Below are 19,267 nucleotides of genomic sequence, written 5' to 3' on the forward strand. Positions count from 1 at the left end.
AAAATATAGGCAAGTTAATATACCCCTGCCTATATTCTATTAATAGTTTTATATTTTAAAAATTCTTATTTCTTATATTCAATAAATTTAACTTATATTAATATTTTTCAATTCATTTATTGGTACTGGTTTACTATAATAATATCCTTGAATATAACATTTATTATTTAATTTATATTTTACAAACTCCATTTGTTCCTTAGTTTCTATACCCTCAAAAACAACCTTTTTATTGTTTTTAATTGAACTAATATTAACCATTTCTATAATACTCATATTAATATTATCAGCACCAAAGCTATCAACAAATACTTTATCCATTTTTAATATATCAAACTTAAAGTCATCCAATCTTGATATGTTAGAATAATCAATTCCAAAGTCATCAATAGCAATAATAAATCCTAATTCTCTAAGCTTATTTATATTGTTTCTTAATTTTTCTTTATATTTATAATTATTATTTTCTAATATTTCTATACATATTGGAGTTTCTTTTAAATTAAAATCATAAATAACTTTAATTATTTTATCAATAAATTTATTATTTTCTATTAAGTCAACATTAACATTTAATGATATATAAAATCTATTTTTAACTGTATCTAATTTTTTTATTTCATTATATTCATTAAGAACTTTTTGTAAAATCCAAATACTTATTTCATCTAACATTTTTGCTTTATAAATTTCTTTTAAAAGTATATATGGTGGAATAATTTTCTTTCTTAATTGTAATCTAATTAATGACTCAAATCCAACTATACACTTTTCTTTTGGATCTACTATAGGTTGGTAATATAATTTATACTTATTATTTTTCAAATTATTATTTACTTTTAAAACAAAATACTCCTTTTTAATTTTAGGAAATAAATATATAATTACTATAATTATTAATATAAAAATTACTACCATTTCTAATACATGATTTATAATTTTTCTTCTTTTATTTTGTTTATATATATTTTCAAACTCTTCTTTTTCATTAAGATATTCAAAATATTCTGTTGAAACATTATCTTGAACCTCTTTTAAGCTTAAATAATGCATGTCCGCATATTTATTTACCTTTTCTGGTCTATTAAGTTTTGCATTTATATCTATTAAATTTCTTAATGTAAATTGCATATAATTTCTGTCTTTTGCATCTTTAAATATGTTATAAGCTTTATATAATAAGTAATCAGCTTGTTTTAAATTTCCTTCTGCTTCATTTAATATACCCTTTGAAAGTATATACATAGAATTGTTTGTTATATATTTCTCTTTTAAATCTTTTGGAACATATTCTTCATAAGACTCTATTGCTTTTTTAGCTTTATTTAATTTATTTAACTTTGAATAATTAACTACTTGAATAAATGTTATAATATTTTCTCTCTCTACTTTTTCTATTATATCCCCAGAATCTAAATAATTTAATTTTTTCTCGTATACTACTGCATCATCACCATAAATTTGTGATTTTTTATAATTTTGATTTAATATTTCTAGTTCAGCCAAATTTATTGATTTACAAAATTCAAACTTAATCTTTTCTGTTCCATCAGGTATTTCCATATTTAATTTTTTCAAAATATCTCTTCCTGTTTTATATCCACCTATTTCATTTGAAATATTAGCTAAATCTATGTAACACATACCTTCTGCATAAGAATCTTTATTTTTAGTTGCTATTTTTATAGCTTCATAAAGATCCTTTATGGAATCACCATAATTAAAAAGAGAAAAATTAATTCTTGATTTATATCTATAAATTTCGATTTTATCTGCATAATCTAAAAAAGAAATTTTTTCAGATATTTTATTTAAAGTGTCTAAAACATATTTATATTCACTTTCATCATACATTAAATTATCTAAATTTTTACTTTCATCTTTAAAAACATATCTTATATTCCACCATTTAATATTATCAACGGCTTTACTATTATAATATATGTATTTTTTATAATCATTTTCTTCTAATGCCATCTCTGCTAATAATAGATTTCCATATACAATTACATTTTGATCTATTATTTTATAACTATCCTTTATTGCATTATTTATTTTTTCCTTAGCTAAATTTTTATTAAATTCTTTTTCATTATACCCTTCAAGTAATTCTTTAGATGCCTTTGTTAAAAAGCTATTTTCTAGAAATTTTGTTGTTTTTGCTTTATCTATGTATTTATTATTTCTATTAGCTTCAATAATGCTTCTCTGAACATTTAAATTTACAAAAACAGTATAACTAATTGTTCCCATTCCAATTATTACTACAAAAGCAATTAAGTATTTATACTTTTTCTTCAAATTTTATCTCCTTTATAAAATAAATTTAATATATGATTTTTAATATTAGTAACTGAATCAATAATTTTTAATATTATAAAATTTTAAAAATAATTTATATTTTATCATAAAATATTAGAATTATATAAAAATTTTTAAATATTTCCAATTAATTTTATTTTAATTTAATGAACAATAAAATATTATATATTTTAATTTTATTACGTATAAAAACTCAATTTGATAATAACTATAACTTTTGTTAATGTATAATAAAAATATAACTTAAATATTATTCATAATTACTTTTAAATACGAAATTTTTTAAATAGAAATTTAACAGGAGATATATTTATGGAACTTTTAGATTTATATACAAAAGATAGAATTAAAACTGAAAAAACAATGGTTAGAGGTGAAAAAACTGAAAAAGGATTTTATAAATTAATAGTTCATGTATGTATTTTCAATTCTAAAGGTGAAATGTTAATTCAACAAAGACAACCATTTAAAAATGGCTGGCCAAACATGTGGGATGTTACTGCTGGAGGTTGTGCTACATCTGGTGATACAAGTCAATCAGCAGCTGAACGTGAAGTTTATGAAGAAATTGGATATAAAATATCCTTAGATGATATAAGACCAGCCCTTACAATAAACTTTGATGAAGGCTTTGATGATATGTATTTAGTTAATCAAGATATAGATATATCAAAATTAAACCTTCAATATGAAGAAGTTAAATCAGTTAAATGGGCTTCAAAAGAAGAAATATTATCTATGATTGATGAAGAAATATTTATACCTTATAGTAAAAATCTAATAAATTTATTATTTTTTATGATAAATAATAAAAGTATATATACAAATTAAAATGTAAAATAATTGTATTTTGCCTTCACTTAACTCTATTGAGATAACAAAATTAATAATAAAAAATATATAGGCAGGAGTAATTTACTCTTGCCTATACTTTTTAAATCATTATATAAATTTTTAATTATCTTACTTTATTCTTTATTAATTCCTTAAAGTTATTGAATTCATCAGTTGATTTAAATATATTTTTAGGAATTATAATAATAGAATAAATATCTTTCTTAATATTTAATCTACTATTTTTCTTCTTTCCAATTACAATTCCAATACTATCTTTAAAAACAAATACATCTTTTAAAATTTCACTATTTAATTCAATTTCCTTATCACTAAAAATAGGCAAATTTATTTTTTTATTTTTCAAACCAAAATAATATATTTTATCCTCTTTAATATTTAATATGTGAATATCTTCTTTATTTAAAGATTTTAAAAATTTTTTATTTCCTCTTTTTAAATAGATAAAGTAACCTGTTAAAACAAAAATTGCTGAAGCAATTACTATTATAACCATTTCCAAAAATATATAAATAAAATCCCTATCATATTTATTGGTAATTACATTTGATATAAGAAAAAGAACAAATGCTATTGCATCAACAATAAAAACAACTTTTATTGGCCTTTTTATTATTTTATTTATAAAAGGACTATTTTTAATTATATAACTTATTTCATCCTCATGTACTTTACCATCCATTGAATATTTATATTCCATATACCATACCTCCCACATTTGTTGGTATATTTTAACATCTAAAAATTATTTGTACAAGTCACCCTTGATAACACTATTTTTAATTAGATTTTTATAATATAAATATTTTTCCTAAATGTTAACCTTAAACTGAATAATAAAGCACATTATTAATAAAAAAGACTATAATAAATAAATTTTAAAAAATGTTTTAAAAATTACTATGTTAATCCCATGATAATCATAAAAGTCATAAAATCAAAAATTGTATGTACTGCCCAAGATGTCCATATAGAATTACCCTTTAATGCTGCAAAATTAAATATAATACGTGAAATTCCTTGAACTGCTAGAATTTGTACAATTGTTGTAATTCCATCAGCACCATATGCAGTATAATGCATAATCCCAAATAAAAATCCACTGACTAAGTTACCAATTATTAAGTTACCATTAAATAAGTTAGCAACTACTATAAGAATAAAAAGTCCTAAAAATTCCTCTCCAAACATTTGAAATGGCAAAATCACAAAAAATTCTGGTGTTAATCCTCCATTTAAAACAACATTTCCATGAGTTTTAAGTCCTATAACTTGAAGAAAAATTGCAGAAGATATTGATACAACTATAACAAGAAGTAAAAATTTAATAATATTACTTATAGGTTTAACTGGTTTTGAAAATAGTTCTTTTACCCCACTTGCTCCAAATGTTATTAAGAAAGCCACTAATCCACCTATAAATAATGAAAGAGTATAACCATAGCCTCCAAGTCCCCATATAGTTAAATTGCAAAATCCAATTAAAATAAAAATAAAACCTATAAGTGCATTAATTATTTTAATTGGCTTATTTATTAATTCTTTCATTCTTTATTGATCCCCTTTAAATTTATTTACATTAAGTATTTTGTATTAAGAATATCAATAAAAATAATCATGTACAATAATATCCCATACTTGTTTAAAATTTCTTAAACTTCAATTTATACTTTTTTTATCTTATTTAAATTTTAAATTTAATAATAGTATTTTAACTCTCTTCATTAGTTTCAAAGTTTGTAGCGCCATAAATATAAAAAATAGTTAAAGAAAATAATTTTTTAATATACTTTCTTTAACTATTACTTAGAAAACTTTTATAAATCAACCAAATTAAAAACTATATAAAATCAATATTCCTAAAAACATAACCCATTATATATAAATTAAATATTCAAAACGAAATTAATTTTTATTCTCATTAAAAACTTTTAAAATAAAATATCCTACAAATAAAACTGTATATGTAATTATTTTAATCCAGTCTAGCTTGTGATTAAATAAAGCTATCATTATATGTACATAAATTAAGAAATAAAATGGATAAGCAAATCTTTGAACCTTTTTCCATTTTTTAAATTCCATCTTACTTCTAATCTTTTTAAATGAAGTTATAAATAATGGAATCATTATAAAAAATGCTATAAGTCCTATAATTAAATATATTACGTAAAGAATTGTTATTGGCTTTCCTGCCATAAGCTTATTTATAAATCTTACTAAATACATAATGCAATGTGGCATTATAAGTATTGAACCTAAAATAGCAAGTTCTGCTCTAATACTTAATAATTTTTTAGTTACACCATACTTTTTATTTAAAGCTCCTGCAAACATAACAAGTACAAAAAATGCAATTGCAACGTTTCCTTTCATAAATGCCTTTTCTAATGCTCCAATAAACCCTTCTAATTTATACCCATTTGTTAATCTTAGTATTTCATAAATTGTAACTAAAATACTAATTATAGTCGCTAGTCCATAAAATAATTTTGAATAATTTCTTATAGCTTTTGGTAAAATTAATGATAATGCCAAAACTATAATTAATGAATAAATTAAATACATAACATTCCTCTCTTTCTTATTGATATTTATTATCATTATCATATTGATAATAATATAATAACTTTATGAAGTCAATGTTTTATTTTTAAACAATTCGTTAACAAGCTATCCCTTTATATTGTCTTATCTTAATAATTTATTTACCATATTATATATATATTTTTATAATTCTTATTTATATAGATATTTCTGTAAATTAATTTATTTCTATAATTATAAAAGTTATAAATTTTAGTTATGTTTTAATTTAAAAATTTAAATAATATAAAAGTTATCTAAAAAATAAATATTTACTAAAACATAGTCTAAAAAATACTATCTTAAATTAATAATGCCTTAAAATTTCTACATTACAAAAATAAAGTAAGCTATAATTTTTAGCTTAACCTAGGGGGAACAACATGAAAAAAACAAACAAAAGAAATAGTAGCTCTTTAAAAAATTACTTTACAATTGTTTCTGTTATTTTAATAGTTATGATTAGTGGATTTACACTTACATCATGCACTTCTAAAAATAACAACAATGATACTACTAAAAAAAATTCAGTAGATAATTCTAATAAAGCTTCTGAAAAAACATACACAATTGTTTCTGTTGGAAATATGATGACTCATGATGCTCAAATAGCTGGTGCTAAACAGTCTGATGGAACATATAATTTTGACAAAAGTTTTGAATATGTAAAACCTTATATAAAAGATGCTAATTTAAGTATTGGAATTTTTGAAGGTAATGTTACAGGTGGAAAACCTCAAGGATACCCTACTTTTAATTCTCCAGAAGGATTTTTAAAATCCCTTAAAAGCACTGGTTTTGATGTAATAAACTATGCATCAAATCACGTTATTGACGAAGGATTAACTGGTATTAAAAGTACTATGGAGAAAAGCACTAAAGATGGTCTTTTAAACTTAGGAGTTAAAGAAAAGCCATCTGATAAAAATTACTTAGTATACAATATTGATGGACATAAGCTTGGATTATTTGCTTATACATATAAAACATCAGAAAACTCAATAAATAGTATCCCTATACCATCTGCTGTTAAGCCACTTGTTAATGCTTTTAGTTATGATGATTTAGGTACTCTTTATAAAAATATTGAAACTTCTATAAAAGAAATGAAAAAAGAAGGAGTTGAATTTATAGTAGGTTCATTCCACTTTGGAGATGAATATAGTACTAAACCAAATAAATACCAAAAAGAAATTGCAGAGAAAATGAATGATTTAGGTGTTGATATAGTACTTGGTGGACACCCTCATGTAATTGAACCTTATGAAGTCTTAAGTAATAAACATGGTTTTAAAACTTTTGTTACATATTCTCAAGGTAATTTCTTATCTAACCAATGTTATGAAAGACTTCATAATTATTTACCTGAAGATGGATTATTATTTAAATTTACTTTAGGACTTACAAATAATAAATTAAAGCTTAACTCTTATGAAGTAGTTCCAACTTGGGTTTATAGAAGACCTAAAGGAAAAGATTTATATACACATACAATTATCCCAGTTATACCTGCAAGCAAGGATCCAAAGAAATTTGACCTTAATGATGCTGCATATAATGGTGATTTAAGATCATTGCATGATACTGAAAAAATATTAGGTGTAACTTCATTTGAAAACACACCTATAAATTAAACAGAAATAAATATATGTAAATAAAAAAGACTTAGGGTACTACTTCTAAGTCTTTTTGCTGCCACCAACTTTATATTTATTTATGTAACTAAGTTTCAATTGATAGTTAATATAGGGTTTATTTTTAGTGAAATCATTCTAGGGTACTTTTTCACAATAATTTAATATAAACAAATATAAAGTTTTATAAAGTTTTTTTATTTATCATATAAGGCATCTTATAATTTTGATTAATATTCTAATTTAATGTCTTGAGAAAACATTAATATCCAAAGTGAGGTAAGTGTCATAAGATGCCTCACAGTAAAATAAATATATGAAAAAATAAACAAGCTCTTTATGTATTTAATATACATCTTCCTCAGTTATAATACAAATATTTATTTTTTATTTTTATAATAAGTAAATACCTATTTATAAATTTTCTATTTTTTGATATTCTTCTAAATATCTAAGTTCTACTGTACCAGTTTTTCCATTTCTCTGTTAAGTAAAATTTCTGATTTAATACACTAAAATCTTTCTCCATCAATTTATCCTAATTTTATAAAGTCATAAATGTATCTTAAAATTTGTAAATCTTTAAGATCTAAGCCTAAATTTAATGTTGCTTCTTGTGAATACCCTAAAATTATTTTTTTCATTAATCTAAACTCCCCCTATAAAAAATTTTTATCTACTTTACATATATGCATTTATTAAAAAACGCAAAAAAAAATTTTTGATTTAATTTTAAAATATTTTTAGGCTTTAATTTGATTCAGTGTATAATATTAATATATTTATAAAGTAAGCTTAGATTTTTTTAATAAAGTTATGTTTTTTAATAATATTATCTTTCATATAGTACTAAATTATTATTCTAATGATTATTAAAAATTAAATATTTTAAATAGTAATTTTCATATAACTTAACAGAACGTATTTAAATTAAAGGGGGATTTATGAGTTTTATTTTAGATTTAATTATATTTTTAATTTCTTATTCTGTACTTAGTATAGTTTTTGCATTAATTCTAATTGGTCTTATTATGGGAACATTTCTTTTTATGAAAATAGGTTTTAAAATGAATGAAGAAAGATGGGATAACCTTTTTAGATACAAAAATAATTTTGTTTTAATATTAATTATTGTTATTTGTTTAATGATAGCTCTTGTAATTACATTTTTTATTAGCAATTTATTTTTTGAATTTATCTCATATAAATATAGAAATATTTCATCAACTCTTATTATATTATTTTTAGTTTTACCTATAATATTTAAATTCTTTAAGCTTAAGGATTACTTAAAAGGAAGACTAACTAAAGATGTTAAAGATAAAGATTTATTTGATTAAATAAAAAAGATGGATTGTATAAAAATATATGCACCCCATCTTTTTATATATTAAATCAATATACAATTATAATTAATTTTCTTTTTTATCTTTAATGTTTAAAGCATTTTCAACAATATTTATTGCAGTTTCATCTGAAATTCCTTTTATATCATTATAATTTTTATCATCAATTTCATAAATTAAGCTACTTAAAAAGTCTATTGCATTTTCCTTTGCTTTTAAAATATCTTCATGAAGTAAATCACTTTCCTTTTCCTTAAAAACCTTTTTTAAATTCTCATCATATAAAACTTCATCAAGCTTTAATAAAATATCTTCTATTGCTAATTTTATTGAATTTGTACCTGTCATATCTTTAAGCTTATTTATTTCCATTTGCAAAATATATATTGCATTTTCTTTATTAATGTTTAATTTTATATCCTTTGTTTTCATTTTTATACCACCTCTATAATTCAAATAAAAATATCTCTAAAAATTAAAAATTATTTACTATATTACCACATAAATAAATGCTTTTTTTATTATGTTTAAAATTAAATATATTTGTTCAAACTCTATTTTAAATTTTATTATTTGAGTCATAAATGAACAAATATTACCAATTTTGAATATTCAACTATAAAGCTATTAATCTTGATTTACACATGTTTATTTTCTAAATTTACTTGTTATAATGTACTTGTAGATAAGAAAAGTTAAGTAGATTAATATTCTTTTAAAAGTAAAACATTAATGCTTATCCTTAATATAATATTAATCTACTTAACTCCCCATCCCCCCTTTATAACCATAAAATTTAATATTCTAAAGCTCAAATAATTTTGAGCTTTAGAATATGGAATTATAACTTATATAAATATTTTTTAAATTGAGGTGATTTATTATGAGTAATGACGTTAAAGATGTTAAAACAAATGAAAAAAATGAAATTAAAGAAACAAAAGAATTTTTTAAAGGTGTAAAAGAAGACATTAAAACTGAAAGAGCAAATGATCTTGATGAACTTGGAAAAATGAAACAAGATATTAAGACAACTAAAAACTCTGATGAACCTTCAAGTATTGCAAGAGCTGAAAAGAAATTAGACTTAGATACTATAAAAGATTTAAAACATGAAACTAAACTTGAAGCCCATGAAAAAATTAAATTCTTAAAAGATTGCGAAAGAATTCTTATTAAGATTGAAAAAGAAGAAGGCAAATCAAGTGCTGAAATTATAAAAGAATTTAACAAAATGTTTGATGACGGAATGAAACAATTTGCTAAAGATAATAACATTAGTAAGTCAGATGAAAGAAAATTAGTTGATGAATTTAAAAAAGATTTTGAGTAAACCCCTATTTTAGTTTATATACTTTCTATAAAAATTTAATTAACACTTAGAAAATGTAAATTAAAAGGCTAAGTAGGCTGTCTTATATAGACATTCTACCTAGCCTTTTATCATTTTAAGGAGGACTTTTTGATATGAAATTTTTAACAGCAATTTTATTTGGTGTTTCCGCTAATTTAGATAACTTAGTAATTGGAACATCATATGAAATTAGCAATAAAAGAATAACTCTACTTGATAACTTTTTAATTGCCATAATTGGTACTATAGGTACATTTTTATCTATGTCTGTTGGTACATTTTTATCCAAACTATTACCTAATGAAATGGCTAACCTTTTAGGTGCTTTTGTTTTAATACTTATGGGAGTATATTTTACCTTTCAAAGTATATTAAGTAAAAATAATGACACTAAATCTCTTAATAATTCATATAAAAATATTAGCTTTAAAGCAACTATTGTATTGGCTATTGGACTTACTTTAAATAATCTTGGAGTTGGTGTTGCTTCAAGTGTTACAGGATTAAGTATTCCTCTTGTATGTATATTTAATTTTATATTTAGTATAGGAACAATAATTTTGGGACAATCACTTGGAGATCATGTTGTTGGAAAATTACTTGGGAAATATTCTGGTATTATCTCCGGTGTTATACTTATTATTCTTGGAATAGTAGAATGTTTTTAATTAAAATTTAAATTGATATTGTATTTTCTTATTAAACTATTTACTTAATACATAAAAATAAAATTAACCAAACTTAATTCCTAGTTGCAATTTTATAGCTTTAACTATTTAAAATCATTTATATTAATAACTTTAATATTTCAAAAATTTTATACTCTTTTATAAATTAAAAATAAGACTGTCCAAAATGAACAGTCTTATCATTTTTTTCTACAAGTCCAAAAGAAGTGATAGAATGAAATCATTAAGCCTATTAATAATATAGCTACTTGAGTCATCATCATAGCATAATGATACTTATCACTTAAAAATATACTAATTATTGCAATAAAAATTATACATAAACCAGTATAAAACATATCCCCTCCCACTAACTTTGATACCTTATCTTTATTATGCTTTTTTTCATCATAAAAATTAAGAATATCTCCTGCATTAAAGAATTTTATTATTGCTCCAATGAATGTTACTATTCCCCCTGCTAAAAAAGCAAAAATCAAAATTCCTATTAAATCTGGCTCCATAATACCTCTCCACCTCATACAAGAATAATAAATATTATTATTTATTATATAAAATATTAATCACAATATAAAATCATTTTTAAACACAAATCTCTTTAAATTAATAAAATTATAAAGTGATAATATCTTTTCTTAATATTATTCTGTTGATATTATTTGATACAATTTAATTGCCATAATTGGTACAATAGTTATATTTTCATATTATTTGTTACTTAAATTAAATGGTTAACTATTTATATGCTTTTCTTTCAATACTTATAGACCTTAAAAATACTGAATAAAATTCCACTTTTTTGCAAGATAAATTATTACAATTATTACAATTATCATTTCAATAACAGCTACTACATTTACAGATTCAATATACCTTTTATTTATAATATTAACATTACAATCATCAAAAAATTCATCTACCCTATCTTTATTCTCTTTATAAAATGTAAGTACCTTATACCCACTATCTTCATTTTCTTCCACACATTTTAATTTTACATATATATTCTTTTTATTTTTAGTATATCTATCAAAATTATTTATAACTTCAATCTTCTTTATAAATTTATTAAACATATCAAGATTTACTATATAAATCTTTTTATTTGTTTTAACTAATATAGAATATTCAGTCCAATCAAAAAACATTGGATTTGAAATCCAAGGCACTATTAATGATGTATATGACCTTGTTGCGTTATCAGTATAATTAAATCCAACAATATAATTTTCTATATATTCCCCTTTGTCTAATACGTCTTTAAATTTATTTAGTGATTCTTTAAACATTTTTTTATAAAAGGAGTCCTTACTATTTTCTTTAATTTTTTCAACCAATTCATCACTTACTTTTATATTTTCATATTTTTTAAATTCCTCTTCAGTCATGATTTCTTCTTTACTCATATACATTTCCCTCCTTTTCCATGTTATTTTTAATTTTTATACATTTCTTTTTTAATCTGCTTATTCTTTTGTAGATTATATTTTCACTTAAAAAATATTTTTTACAAATCTCATCTGTACTTAATCCAAATATAAATTTATCTAAAAATAACCTTTTATCTTTATCATTTAATTTATTTATTATTTTATTTTCTAAATTATTATTTTCTATAATAAAATACTCTTCTTCAGCACTCTTTGTTTTTATGTGATTTTCTTTTAATTCTTCCTCTTCATAATATTTGTTTAACTTTCTTTTATAATCTAATGCTGTATTTCTAGCAATTGTAAAAATCCAATATTTAAATTCACTATCACCTTTATATGAATCTATTTTTCTCCAAATTTTTATAATAGTATCATCAAAGCATTGCTCTATAAAATCTCCTTCATGAGATTTATTTAATATTCCTTTTATAATTTTTAAAAGAGGTACCGTGTAATTATTTATTAATTCATTAAAAGCATTTTTATTATTATGTGTAAGCCCTAATACAATTTCATTATCAGTCATATAATCCCCCTCCTTATTTACCTATTTATATTATAGACGAACTAAACTCCTAATTTCTGACCATATATTTATAATTAGTTTATTTAAAGTTATAACCTCCATTTATATAAATAGTTTTATTCCATATTATGGTATAATTTGTTTATATAATTTATTTTATATTTGAAAGGGGTAATGTTATGAGAAAGTGTTTAAGATGTAATGAAATTATGGCTGAAGGTTATATGCTAAAAACTGAAAATTTTACTGCTCAAGCATCTGTTGTACTAGGAAAAGGAAGTGGAATTCTTTCAGACAATAAAGGAAAGATAAAAGCAGCTGTATGCCCAAAGTGTGGAGAAATTTCTGTATTCTTTGATAACCTCCATAAAATCAAATAATCAAATAAAAAAATCTTTTTATAAATAATAATATTAAATTACAAATATTGTTTTGTATGGGGGTACAATATGAAAAATAATTTAAAAATCAATAATATTTTAATGATTACTATTATTACTTTATTTATTTTTGTTGGTTGCTCAAATAATATCAATAAAGAAAAGGATTCTACAAATGACTCTGCTAAAGTTGTAGTAGAAAATTATTTTAAATATCAAAATGAAAAAGATAAAGACAAGATGTTAACTACTTTAACCCAAAGATATAATGCTCCAAATGTAGTTTGGGGATTTGAGAATTTAAAAAATGTAAAACTACTAAATATTGAAGAAGAAACGGATGAAAATGTTAGAGGAGGTTATTTAACTAATGGAATGGGGTCAATAAATAAGACAACAAAAGATAACCTTAAAGTTTTTAAAGTTAAATATGAAATAAATTACAAAAAAGATGGCATAGGTCCTCAAGATAGTGGAACATATGACTGTTGGTACTTTGTTATAAGAAAGGATTCAAATTCTCCATGGCTAATTGATGACATGGGAGTATAAATTTATAAAAAGGGGTTTATTTATATGGATAAAAATAATATAAAATTACTTTACTGTATTTTAGGAAGTATTCTTCTTGTATTACTTAACTCGTCTATATTTAACTCAGCATTATTTGCTATATTTGATAATAGTATCGGATTTAATTCTCTTTCCATGAGTGTTGATTTTATTAGAAGTTTATTATCATTTATTGGTGTTGTACTAACAGCAATATTTTCTATTATTTTAATAGTAATAAATTCTATTCCTATATTTAAACAATTATTATCTAAATTATTTGATTAATTTTTAAACTTATTAGGGGGACAAACAAAGATGTTTAAGTTTGGTAAAAAAGATTCTAATAAAATAGTTCGTGGAATATTTATAAGCGGAACGCTATACTGTTTATCTTCAATATTTATTCTTCTATCTAAGGGTGTAACATTCCCTACTCCATTTCTTGATTCATTTTCATTAATTTTTCTAGTAATATTAACATTTATAAAACCAATACTCGCAATAATATTTTTAAAATACTTATGTGATGCTTTGTTTAAAATACTTAATTTAGTTGATATATTAAAAGAGAAAAGTTAAATTCCAATTTGTATATTTCAATAAACTAATTTTTAATACACAACTTTAATATATTAAAAGTATAAATAATATTATTCGATTTTATATTTTTAAATACAATAAGTAGAGTACTAATATTTTTAAAGTACTCTACTTTATTATTGTTCTTTCTTGAAATTGTAAAATATAAAGGCTATAATATAATAATTTAATAAATTTAGAGAGGGAGTTACACATATATGGGAAAAACATTAAATCTTACTGAAGGTCCTATTATAAAAAAACTTATTGCACTTTCACTTCCAATAATGGGAACTTCATTTATTCAGATGGCTTATAACATGATTGATATGATATGGGTTGGAAGAGTTGGTAGTTCTGCTGTTGCTGCTGTTGGTACTGCTGGATTCTTTACTTGGCTTGCAATGGCATTTGTTATAGTTTCAAAAATGGGAGCTGAAGTTAAGGTATCCCAAAGTGTTGGAAGAGGCGATTTTGACGGAGCCAAAAATTATATTAGAACTGCTCTTCAAATAAATATTATATTAGCAATTTTATATTCATTAGTTTTAATATTATTTAAAGGACCTTTAATTGGTTTCTTTAATTTAGGTGATAAAGAAGTTATACATATGGCAGAAACTTATTTAGTTGCTATTGTCTTTGGATTACCTTTTTATTTTATTAATCCAGTATTTACTTCAATATTCAATGCTATTGGTAATAGTAGAATGCCATTTTTCGTAAATACATGTGGTCTTATAGTAAATATTATTTTAGATCCAATTCTTATACTTGGCTTTGGAAACTTTGAAGGACTCGGAGTTTTAGGAGCTGCTATTGCAACTGTTATAGCTCAAATATTTGTATCTTTATTATTTTTATATAATATATTTAAAAGCAATTATTCTTATTTAAAGGTTAATTTACTTAAGAATTTTAACTTTAAATGTGCAAAAACAATATGTAAAATTGGTACTCCTGTTGCTATCCAAAGTGGATTATTCACTGTATTTGCAATGATACTTGGAAGAATTATTGCAGTTTGGGGACCTGTCCCTATTGCTGTTCAAAAGGTTGGTTCTCAAATAGAATCTATTTCTTGGATGACTACAGAAGGACTTGCTGTTGCTCTTGGAGCATTTGTTGGACAAAACTTTGGAGCTAAAAAGTTCGATAGAATACTTAAAGGATATAAAGCAATTTTATTAATTGCACTTGGTGTTGGATTATTTGCTTCTATACTTCTTATATTCTTTGGAAACTATGTATTCTCAATATTTATTCCAGAACAAGATGCAATTATTCAAGGTACATCTTACCTTAAAATACTTGGTTATTCACAAATATTTATGTGTATAGAAATTACTACATCAGGAATATTTAATGGTGTTTCAAAAACTCATATTCCATCAATAATTAGTATTGTTTTAACTGGAGCTAGAGTTCCTTTAGCTTATATTTTATCAAGTCCTAATCTTTTAGGAATAGATGGTGTTTGGTGGGCTGTAAGTTTAACAAGTATATTAAAAGGTATTGTAATTATTATTGTATTAATTAGATATTATAAAAAAGATAAATTGTTTAAATAAATTTAAAGGGAAATAGCATAAAAGCTACTTCCCTTTTCTTTTTATTAAATAAAATTTTTGAGTTTTAATAAATTATAAAAAATAAATCTTTATAATATCTTTTTCTATTTAATAAAATTTAAAATTATTTCTTACAAAGTAAATCTAAAGCTTCATTTGCCATAATTAAAATATTACTTTGAATATTATCTGCCCTTTTTAAATCTTCCTTGCTATACCATTTAAGGACTTTAGATTCTAAAACCCCTGGCACACAATCAAAAGATTCAGAAATTCCATAATAAACAAAATCCATATGATAATGATCTTTACCTACTTTACCAAAAACTGAATGGATAGGATTTATTAAAAGTTTTTCTCCAGATAAATCACATGCCTCTTTTAAATTTTTATCTATTTTATTATACAAACTAATATTTAAACCTGCTTCTTCCTTTACTTCACGAATACACGCTTCCTCTGGTGATTCATTTACTTCAATATGTCCACCTAAAGGAAGTATTTTTTTAGCTTTTTTATGTAAATGTAGTAAAACTTTATCTTCACATACTACAAATACAGAAACAGTAAAGTGCTTATCCATATATTTTCCCCTTAAAAATAATTTATCTTATAAAGTTAGTCCATACTCTATCTTCTAACTCTGGTTTATTAATATTATTTTCTTTTCCAAGTTCTATACATTTTAAAAGCCAAGCCATGTTTCTACCTAAAGTTCTCATAGTTTGCATACCTTCTAAATCATTTTTTACATCTTCTGCATTAGAACCATGTACCATATTCCAATATTGTGAGCTTACAACAGGCATATTTGATATTGTAAAATATTTATTTATTTCATCTAAAGTTGATGTTGTTCCAGCACGTCTTGCACTACAAACAGAAGCACCTACTTTAAATGCTAAATGTTTTCCTCCACTAACAAATACTCTATTTAAAAATGAACTTAAAGAACCACTTGCTGATGCATAATAAACTGGTGAACCAAATACAAATCCATCTGCACTTTTTGCCTTTTCTACAAATTCATTTACTTTATCTCCTCTAAAACATTCACCTGTCTTTTTGCATGCTCCACAACCAATACAATCAGCCATAGGCTTGTTTCCTAATTGAAATATTTCAGTTTCAACTCCATTTTCTTCTAAAGTTTTTGCTACTTCACTTAAAGCTGTATAAGTACATTTCTTTTCATTTGGACTTCCATTAACTAATATTACTTTCATATTTTTTACCTCCCTAAATTAAATCCCTTATAAGTTATATGAGTTAAATGTTCTTTTTAAAACACACATATATTTTTAACTCTAATTATAAGTATAACCCTTTACTTTAATTTAAAGGAAATTATTACTTAATAATTTAAATATTTTTAAAAATTTATACTATATTCTAAATTATTATTAAGTTTAATACTATACTACCCCTTCAGCCCTAACTTAATTTTTATTCTTTTTATTGTATAAAAAAGTAGTTTTCGTTATTCTATTTAATTTTCTTTTTTTAATTTTAAAACTTTATAAATTATTCTATATATGATTTTATAACATTTAAAATTTTATACTTTCCTATAAAAAAGGAGAGAATATTAAAAATTCCCTCTCTAATGTTTCTCTATATTAATTCCAAATTTTAAAACTTACAATGATAAATCCTAATGTAATAATAGTACAAATTATTTTTGATAATATTTTCTCATCTTTTTCTTTCCATGTTTCAAATATATCCACAATATAAAATATTAAATCTATAATAAAGTTAATTATCCCCATACTTATCCCCTTTATTTTAATAATTCTTATTTCTTCTATAAGTTCTTCAAGTGTTATGTTTCTTTTTATTCAATCTTCCTTAAATCCATAACTTTTCTAAACCTTTATAACCTTATAATTTTCACTTAAATCCCAAACAACTATACGTTTATAACTAATCATCTTATTAAAACAATAATCTAAAAGTAACATTCCAATTCCTCTTCTTTGACATTCTTTTAAAATAAAAAATACAATTTTTGTAAATCATGTTATAATTATAATATTAATAATTAACGGAGATATTTTATGAATAATTATATATTTTCTAAAAAATACAATAAATCTGATATTGCATTTTCTTTAATTTATTATATCTATATATTCCTAATAACTATAATTTATTTTAATATAGTAAAATCTAACTTATTAATTTTAAGTAATATTCCATTACTTAAATTATTAATTAATTTTTTATTAGTTATATTACAACTATACCCTATATTTATATTTTTAGCTTATAAAAAACAATCTTTATCAACTATAGGTATTAATATCAATAGATTTTTCTTATCTATCTTTAAAGGTATTTTTTATTTTATTCCTATATTAGTGATAAGATTTATCTTTTTAAATTACATTTTTAAAGATATAATATTTGATTTTAATTTTATAATATATTCATTTATACAACTCATACAAATTGCTTTAGTTGAAGAGATTATATTTAGAGGATTTCTTCAAAGTAGATTTTCAGGATTTATGAAAAATAAATTTCTTTCTATAATAATTGTTGCTATTTTATTTGCTTTTATTCATATAGGAAGAAATCTTGTATTTGACTTTTATAAATTTAATATAATATTATTCTTATTAGGATTTTTAAAATTATTTATTAAACACATATATTACACTTATATATCATTAAAAACAAACTCAATATTTGCTTCTACAATAACTCATTTCTTAAATAATATTTTATCCATTTAATGAAGCTATCCAAAAATAAATTTTTAGCTTCTTTTATATAAACTAGATTTTACTATCCTATTATTTATAAATAATATAATCTTATAATATTAAGTATAATAATTTTTCTTTAGTCTGTATACCATATTTTTCTAAAAATAAAATGTTTATTTTAAATAAAAATTTGATATAATAAATAATTAAAACATACACCTAAAGTATTATTTAATATATGTATATATAACATTATTTTAAAATTAGATAACTTTTTAGATTTATAAAATAAATATGAATATATTAATATAAAGCAAGATGGTAAAATTATAATTATATATAATAAACTATAACTATGTGTTAATGAAAAAATAATTGTTGTTATTATTAATAAATATACTTTATTTTTTATATGAATTGATTTTAAAATAAAAATTATAAATATAATTAATCCAGATTCGATAATAGGCCCAACTATACACATAAATATAATTTTAAATCCAATTGATTCACTTAATAAAGAATTAATTCCTAAATTAAATTTAATATTTGAAAATATTGTATATACTAAAACTTGTATTAATACTCCTGATAAAATTGATAATATAACTGCTAATATTATGTATTGACTATCTGTTAATTTATCTTCAATTTTTTTATCATAATTTTTCTCCTTAAATTAAATCTCTTATAAGTTATATTAGTTAAATTTTATTTTTAAAA

21 protein-coding genes are annotated in these 19,267 nt (G+C 21.9%); 10 read left to right on the plus strand and 11 right to left on the minus strand.

From position 1 onward, the window contains the following. Positions 1 to 87: 87 nt before the first annotated feature. Complete coding sequence (locus tag O212_RS16275; protein ID WP_024615401.1) at positions 88 to 2,301, minus strand: EAL domain-containing protein; 2,214 nt, start codon at positions 2,299 to 2,301, stop codon at positions 88 to 90. A 333-nt stretch (positions 2,302 to 2,634) separates the two neighbouring features. Between O212_RS16275 and O212_RS0112295 the strand changes: the two genes are divergently transcribed. Then, on the plus strand, positions 2,635 to 3,153 hold the full coding sequence (locus O212_RS0112295) for an NUDIX domain-containing protein (RefSeq protein WP_024615402.1): 519 nt from the start codon (positions 2,635 to 2,637) through the stop codon (positions 3,151 to 3,153). A 127-nt stretch (positions 3,154 to 3,280) separates the two neighbouring features. On the opposite strand, the gene O212_RS0112300 is transcribed toward O212_RS0112295, so the two are convergent. From O212_RS0112300 to O212_RS0112310, 3 genes are all read right to left on the minus strand, one after another. Then, complete coding sequence (locus O212_RS0112300; RefSeq protein ID WP_024615403.1) at positions 3,281 to 3,877, minus strand: hypothetical protein; 597 nt, start codon at positions 3,875 to 3,877, stop codon at positions 3,281 to 3,283. Between the two features lie 200 nt (positions 3,878 to 4,077). Continuing rightward, on the minus strand, positions 4,078 to 4,725 hold the full coding sequence (locus tag O212_RS16280) for a CPBP family glutamic-type intramembrane protease (RefSeq protein ID WP_024615404.1): 648 nt from the start codon (positions 4,723 to 4,725) through the stop codon (positions 4,078 to 4,080). Positions 4,726 to 5,082: 357 nt separating this feature from the next. Then, a complete protein-coding gene (locus tag O212_RS0112310; RefSeq protein ID WP_029699370.1) occupies positions 5,083 to 5,745 on the minus strand; it encodes a ferric reductase-like transmembrane domain-containing protein in 663 nt (220 codons plus the stop codon). Positions 5,746 to 6,146: 401 nt separating this feature from the next. Between O212_RS0112310 and O212_RS0112315 the strand changes: the two genes are divergently transcribed. Beyond that, the gene (locus tag O212_RS0112315) at positions 6,147 to 7,397 is read left to right on the plus strand and encodes a CapA family protein (RefSeq protein ID WP_024615405.1); all 1,251 of its coding nucleotides are present in this window, start codon (positions 6,147 to 6,149) and stop codon (positions 7,395 to 7,397) included. A gap of 944 nt (positions 7,398 to 8,341) precedes the next feature. Beyond that, positions 8,342 to 8,737: a hypothetical protein gene (locus tag O212_RS0112325; protein WP_024615406.1), complete on the plus strand. Its 396-nt coding sequence runs from the start codon at positions 8,342 to 8,344 to the stop codon at positions 8,735 to 8,737. A gap of 72 nt (positions 8,738 to 8,809) precedes the next feature. Here O212_RS0112325 and O212_RS0112330 read toward each other — a convergent pair whose 3' ends face one another. After that, a complete protein-coding gene (locus O212_RS0112330) occupies positions 8,810 to 9,175 on the minus strand; it encodes a hypothetical protein (protein ID WP_024615407.1) in 366 nt (121 codons plus the stop codon). Positions 9,176 to 9,626: 451 nt separating this feature from the next. Between O212_RS0112330 and O212_RS0112335 the strand changes: the two genes are divergently transcribed. Together O212_RS0112335 and O212_RS0112340 are read left to right on the plus strand one after the other, a co-directional pair. Further along, entirely contained in the window at positions 9,627 to 10,076 is a 450-nt protein-coding gene (locus O212_RS0112335; protein WP_024615408.1) for a hypothetical protein, read from the plus strand. Between the two features lie 134 nt (positions 10,077 to 10,210). After that, positions 10,211 to 10,765, plus strand: coding sequence for a manganese efflux pump (locus tag O212_RS0112340; RefSeq protein WP_024615409.1), 555 nt, complete (start codon positions 10,211 to 10,213; stop codon positions 10,763 to 10,765). Positions 10,766 to 10,965: 200 nt separating this feature from the next. On the opposite strand, the gene O212_RS0112345 is transcribed toward O212_RS0112340, so the two are convergent. The 3 genes from O212_RS0112345 to O212_RS0112355 form a co-directional block, all read right to left on the minus strand. Beyond that, on the minus strand, positions 10,966 to 11,289 hold the full coding sequence (locus O212_RS0112345; protein WP_024615410.1) for a hypothetical protein: 324 nt from the start codon (positions 11,287 to 11,289) through the stop codon (positions 10,966 to 10,968). A gap of 267 nt (positions 11,290 to 11,556) precedes the next feature. Then, entirely contained in the window at positions 11,557 to 12,192 is a 636-nt protein-coding gene (locus tag O212_RS0112350; protein ID WP_024615411.1) for a hypothetical protein, read from the minus strand. Next, positions 12,185 to 12,745 carry a sigma-70 family RNA polymerase sigma factor gene (locus tag O212_RS0112355; protein ID WP_024615412.1) on the minus strand — a complete coding sequence of 187 codons (561 nt, stop codon included), beginning with the start codon at positions 12,743 to 12,745 and terminating at the stop codon, positions 12,185 to 12,187. The genes O212_RS0112350 and O212_RS0112355 overlap by 8 nt, the downstream gene beginning before the upstream one ends. Positions 12,746 to 12,924: 179 nt before the next feature. On the opposite strand from O212_RS0112355, the gene O212_RS0112360 reads away from it, so the two are divergent. The 5 genes from O212_RS0112360 to O212_RS0112380 all read left to right on the plus strand — a co-directional run bounded on the left by O212_RS0112360 (position 12,925) and on the right by O212_RS0112380 (position 15,830). Continuing rightward, on the plus strand, positions 12,925 to 13,125 hold the full coding sequence (locus tag O212_RS0112360; RefSeq protein WP_024615413.1) for a hypothetical protein: 201 nt from the start codon (positions 12,925 to 12,927) through the stop codon (positions 13,123 to 13,125). Positions 13,126 to 13,194: 69 nt separating this feature from the next. Beyond that, positions 13,195 to 13,677 carry a DUF4829 domain-containing protein gene (locus O212_RS0112365; protein ID WP_024615414.1) on the plus strand — a complete coding sequence of 161 codons (483 nt, stop codon included), beginning with the start codon at positions 13,195 to 13,197 and terminating at the stop codon, positions 13,675 to 13,677. Between the two features lie 24 nt (positions 13,678 to 13,701). Next, the gene (locus tag O212_RS0112370) at positions 13,702 to 13,965 is read left to right on the plus strand and encodes a hypothetical protein (RefSeq protein ID WP_024615415.1); all 264 of its coding nucleotides are present in this window, start codon (positions 13,702 to 13,704) and stop codon (positions 13,963 to 13,965) included. Positions 13,966 to 13,995: 30 nt separating this feature from the next. Further along, complete coding sequence (locus O212_RS0112375; protein WP_024615416.1) at positions 13,996 to 14,259, plus strand: hypothetical protein; 264 nt, start codon at positions 13,996 to 13,998, stop codon at positions 14,257 to 14,259. 218 nt (positions 14,260 to 14,477) lie between these two features. Further along, positions 14,478 to 15,830, plus strand: a complete 1,353-nt coding sequence (locus O212_RS0112380; RefSeq protein WP_024615417.1) for an MATE family efflux transporter — start codon at positions 14,478 to 14,480, stop codon at positions 15,828 to 15,830. 124 nt (positions 15,831 to 15,954) lie between these two features. Here O212_RS0112380 and O212_RS0112385 read toward each other — a convergent pair whose 3' ends face one another. The 3 genes from O212_RS0112385 to O212_RS16705 all read right to left on the minus strand — a co-directional run bounded on the left by O212_RS0112385 (position 15,955) and on the right by O212_RS16705 (position 17,602). After that, positions 15,955 to 16,413: an NUDIX domain-containing protein gene (locus tag O212_RS0112385; RefSeq protein WP_024615418.1), complete on the minus strand. Its 459-nt coding sequence runs from the start codon at positions 16,411 to 16,413 to the stop codon at positions 15,955 to 15,957. A gap of 22 nt (positions 16,414 to 16,435) precedes the next feature. Continuing rightward, positions 16,436 to 17,056, minus strand: coding sequence for a flavodoxin family protein (locus O212_RS0112390; RefSeq protein WP_024615419.1), 621 nt, complete (start codon positions 17,054 to 17,056; stop codon positions 16,436 to 16,438). Positions 17,057 to 17,449: 393 nt separating this feature from the next. After that, positions 17,450 to 17,602 carry a hypothetical protein gene (locus O212_RS16705; RefSeq protein ID WP_160166419.1) on the minus strand — a complete coding sequence of 51 codons (153 nt, stop codon included), beginning with the start codon at positions 17,600 to 17,602 and terminating at the stop codon, positions 17,450 to 17,452. Positions 17,603 to 19,267 lie beyond the last annotated feature (1,665 nt).

Origin of the sequence: Clostridium sp. Ade.TY, from assembly GCF_000498355.1 — a bacterium.
Lineage (GTDB): Bacteria > Bacillota > Clostridia > Clostridiales > Clostridiaceae > Clostridium.

Excerpts from the sequence above, each read along its gene's own strand:
- O212_RS0112295 (WP_024615402.1), top strand. The coding sequence starts at position 2,635 with ATGGAACTTTTAGATTTATATACAAAAGATAGAATTAAAACTGAAAAA.
- O212_RS0112300 (WP_024615403.1), bottom strand. The coding sequence starts at position 3,877 with ATGGAATATAAATATTCAATGGATGGTAAAGTACATGAGGATGAAATA.
- O212_RS16280 (WP_024615404.1), bottom strand. The coding sequence starts at position 4,725 with ATGAAAGAATTAATAAATAAGCCAATTAAAATAATTAATGCACTTATA.
- O212_RS0112310 (WP_029699370.1), bottom strand. The coding sequence starts at position 5,745 with ATGTATTTAATTTATTCATTAATTATAGTTTTGGCATTATCATTAATT.
- O212_RS0112315 (WP_024615405.1), top strand. The coding sequence starts at position 6,147 with ATGAAAAAAACAAACAAAAGAAATAGTAGCTCTTTAAAAAATTACTTT.
- O212_RS0112325 (WP_024615406.1), top strand. The coding sequence starts at position 8,342 with ATGAGTTTTATTTTAGATTTAATTATATTTTTAATTTCTTATTCTGTA.
- O212_RS0112330 (WP_024615407.1), bottom strand. The coding sequence starts at position 9,175 with ATGAAAACAAAGGATATAAAATTAAACATTAATAAAGAAAATGCAATA.
- O212_RS0112335 (WP_024615408.1), top strand. The coding sequence starts at position 9,627 with ATGAGTAATGACGTTAAAGATGTTAAAACAAATGAAAAAAATGAAATT.
- O212_RS0112340 (WP_024615409.1), top strand. The coding sequence starts at position 10,211 with ATGAAATTTTTAACAGCAATTTTATTTGGTGTTTCCGCTAATTTAGAT.
- O212_RS0112345 (WP_024615410.1), bottom strand. The coding sequence starts at position 11,289 with ATGGAGCCAGATTTAATAGGAATTTTGATTTTTGCTTTTTTAGCAGGG.
- O212_RS0112350 (WP_024615411.1), bottom strand. The coding sequence starts at position 12,192 with ATGAGTAAAGAAGAAATCATGACTGAAGAGGAATTTAAAAAATATGAA.
- O212_RS0112355 (WP_024615412.1), bottom strand. The coding sequence starts at position 12,745 with ATGACTGATAATGAAATTGTATTAGGGCTTACACATAATAATAAAAAT.
- O212_RS0112360 (WP_024615413.1), top strand. The coding sequence starts at position 12,925 with ATGAGAAAGTGTTTAAGATGTAATGAAATTATGGCTGAAGGTTATATG.
- O212_RS0112365 (WP_024615414.1), top strand. The coding sequence starts at position 13,195 with ATGAAAAATAATTTAAAAATCAATAATATTTTAATGATTACTATTATT.
- O212_RS0112370 (WP_024615415.1), top strand. The coding sequence starts at position 13,702 with ATGGATAAAAATAATATAAAATTACTTTACTGTATTTTAGGAAGTATT.
- O212_RS0112375 (WP_024615416.1), top strand. The coding sequence starts at position 13,996 with ATGTTTAAGTTTGGTAAAAAAGATTCTAATAAAATAGTTCGTGGAATA.
- O212_RS0112380 (WP_024615417.1), top strand. The coding sequence starts at position 14,478 with ATGGGAAAAACATTAAATCTTACTGAAGGTCCTATTATAAAAAAACTT.
- O212_RS0112385 (WP_024615418.1), bottom strand. The coding sequence starts at position 16,413 with ATGGATAAGCACTTTACTGTTTCTGTATTTGTAGTATGTGAAGATAAA.
- O212_RS0112390 (WP_024615419.1), bottom strand. The coding sequence starts at position 17,056 with ATGAAAGTAATATTAGTTAATGGAAGTCCAAATGAAAAGAAATGTACT.
- O212_RS16705 (WP_160166419.1), bottom strand. The coding sequence starts at position 17,602 with ATGGGGATAATTAACTTTATTATAGATTTAATATTTTATATTGTGGAT.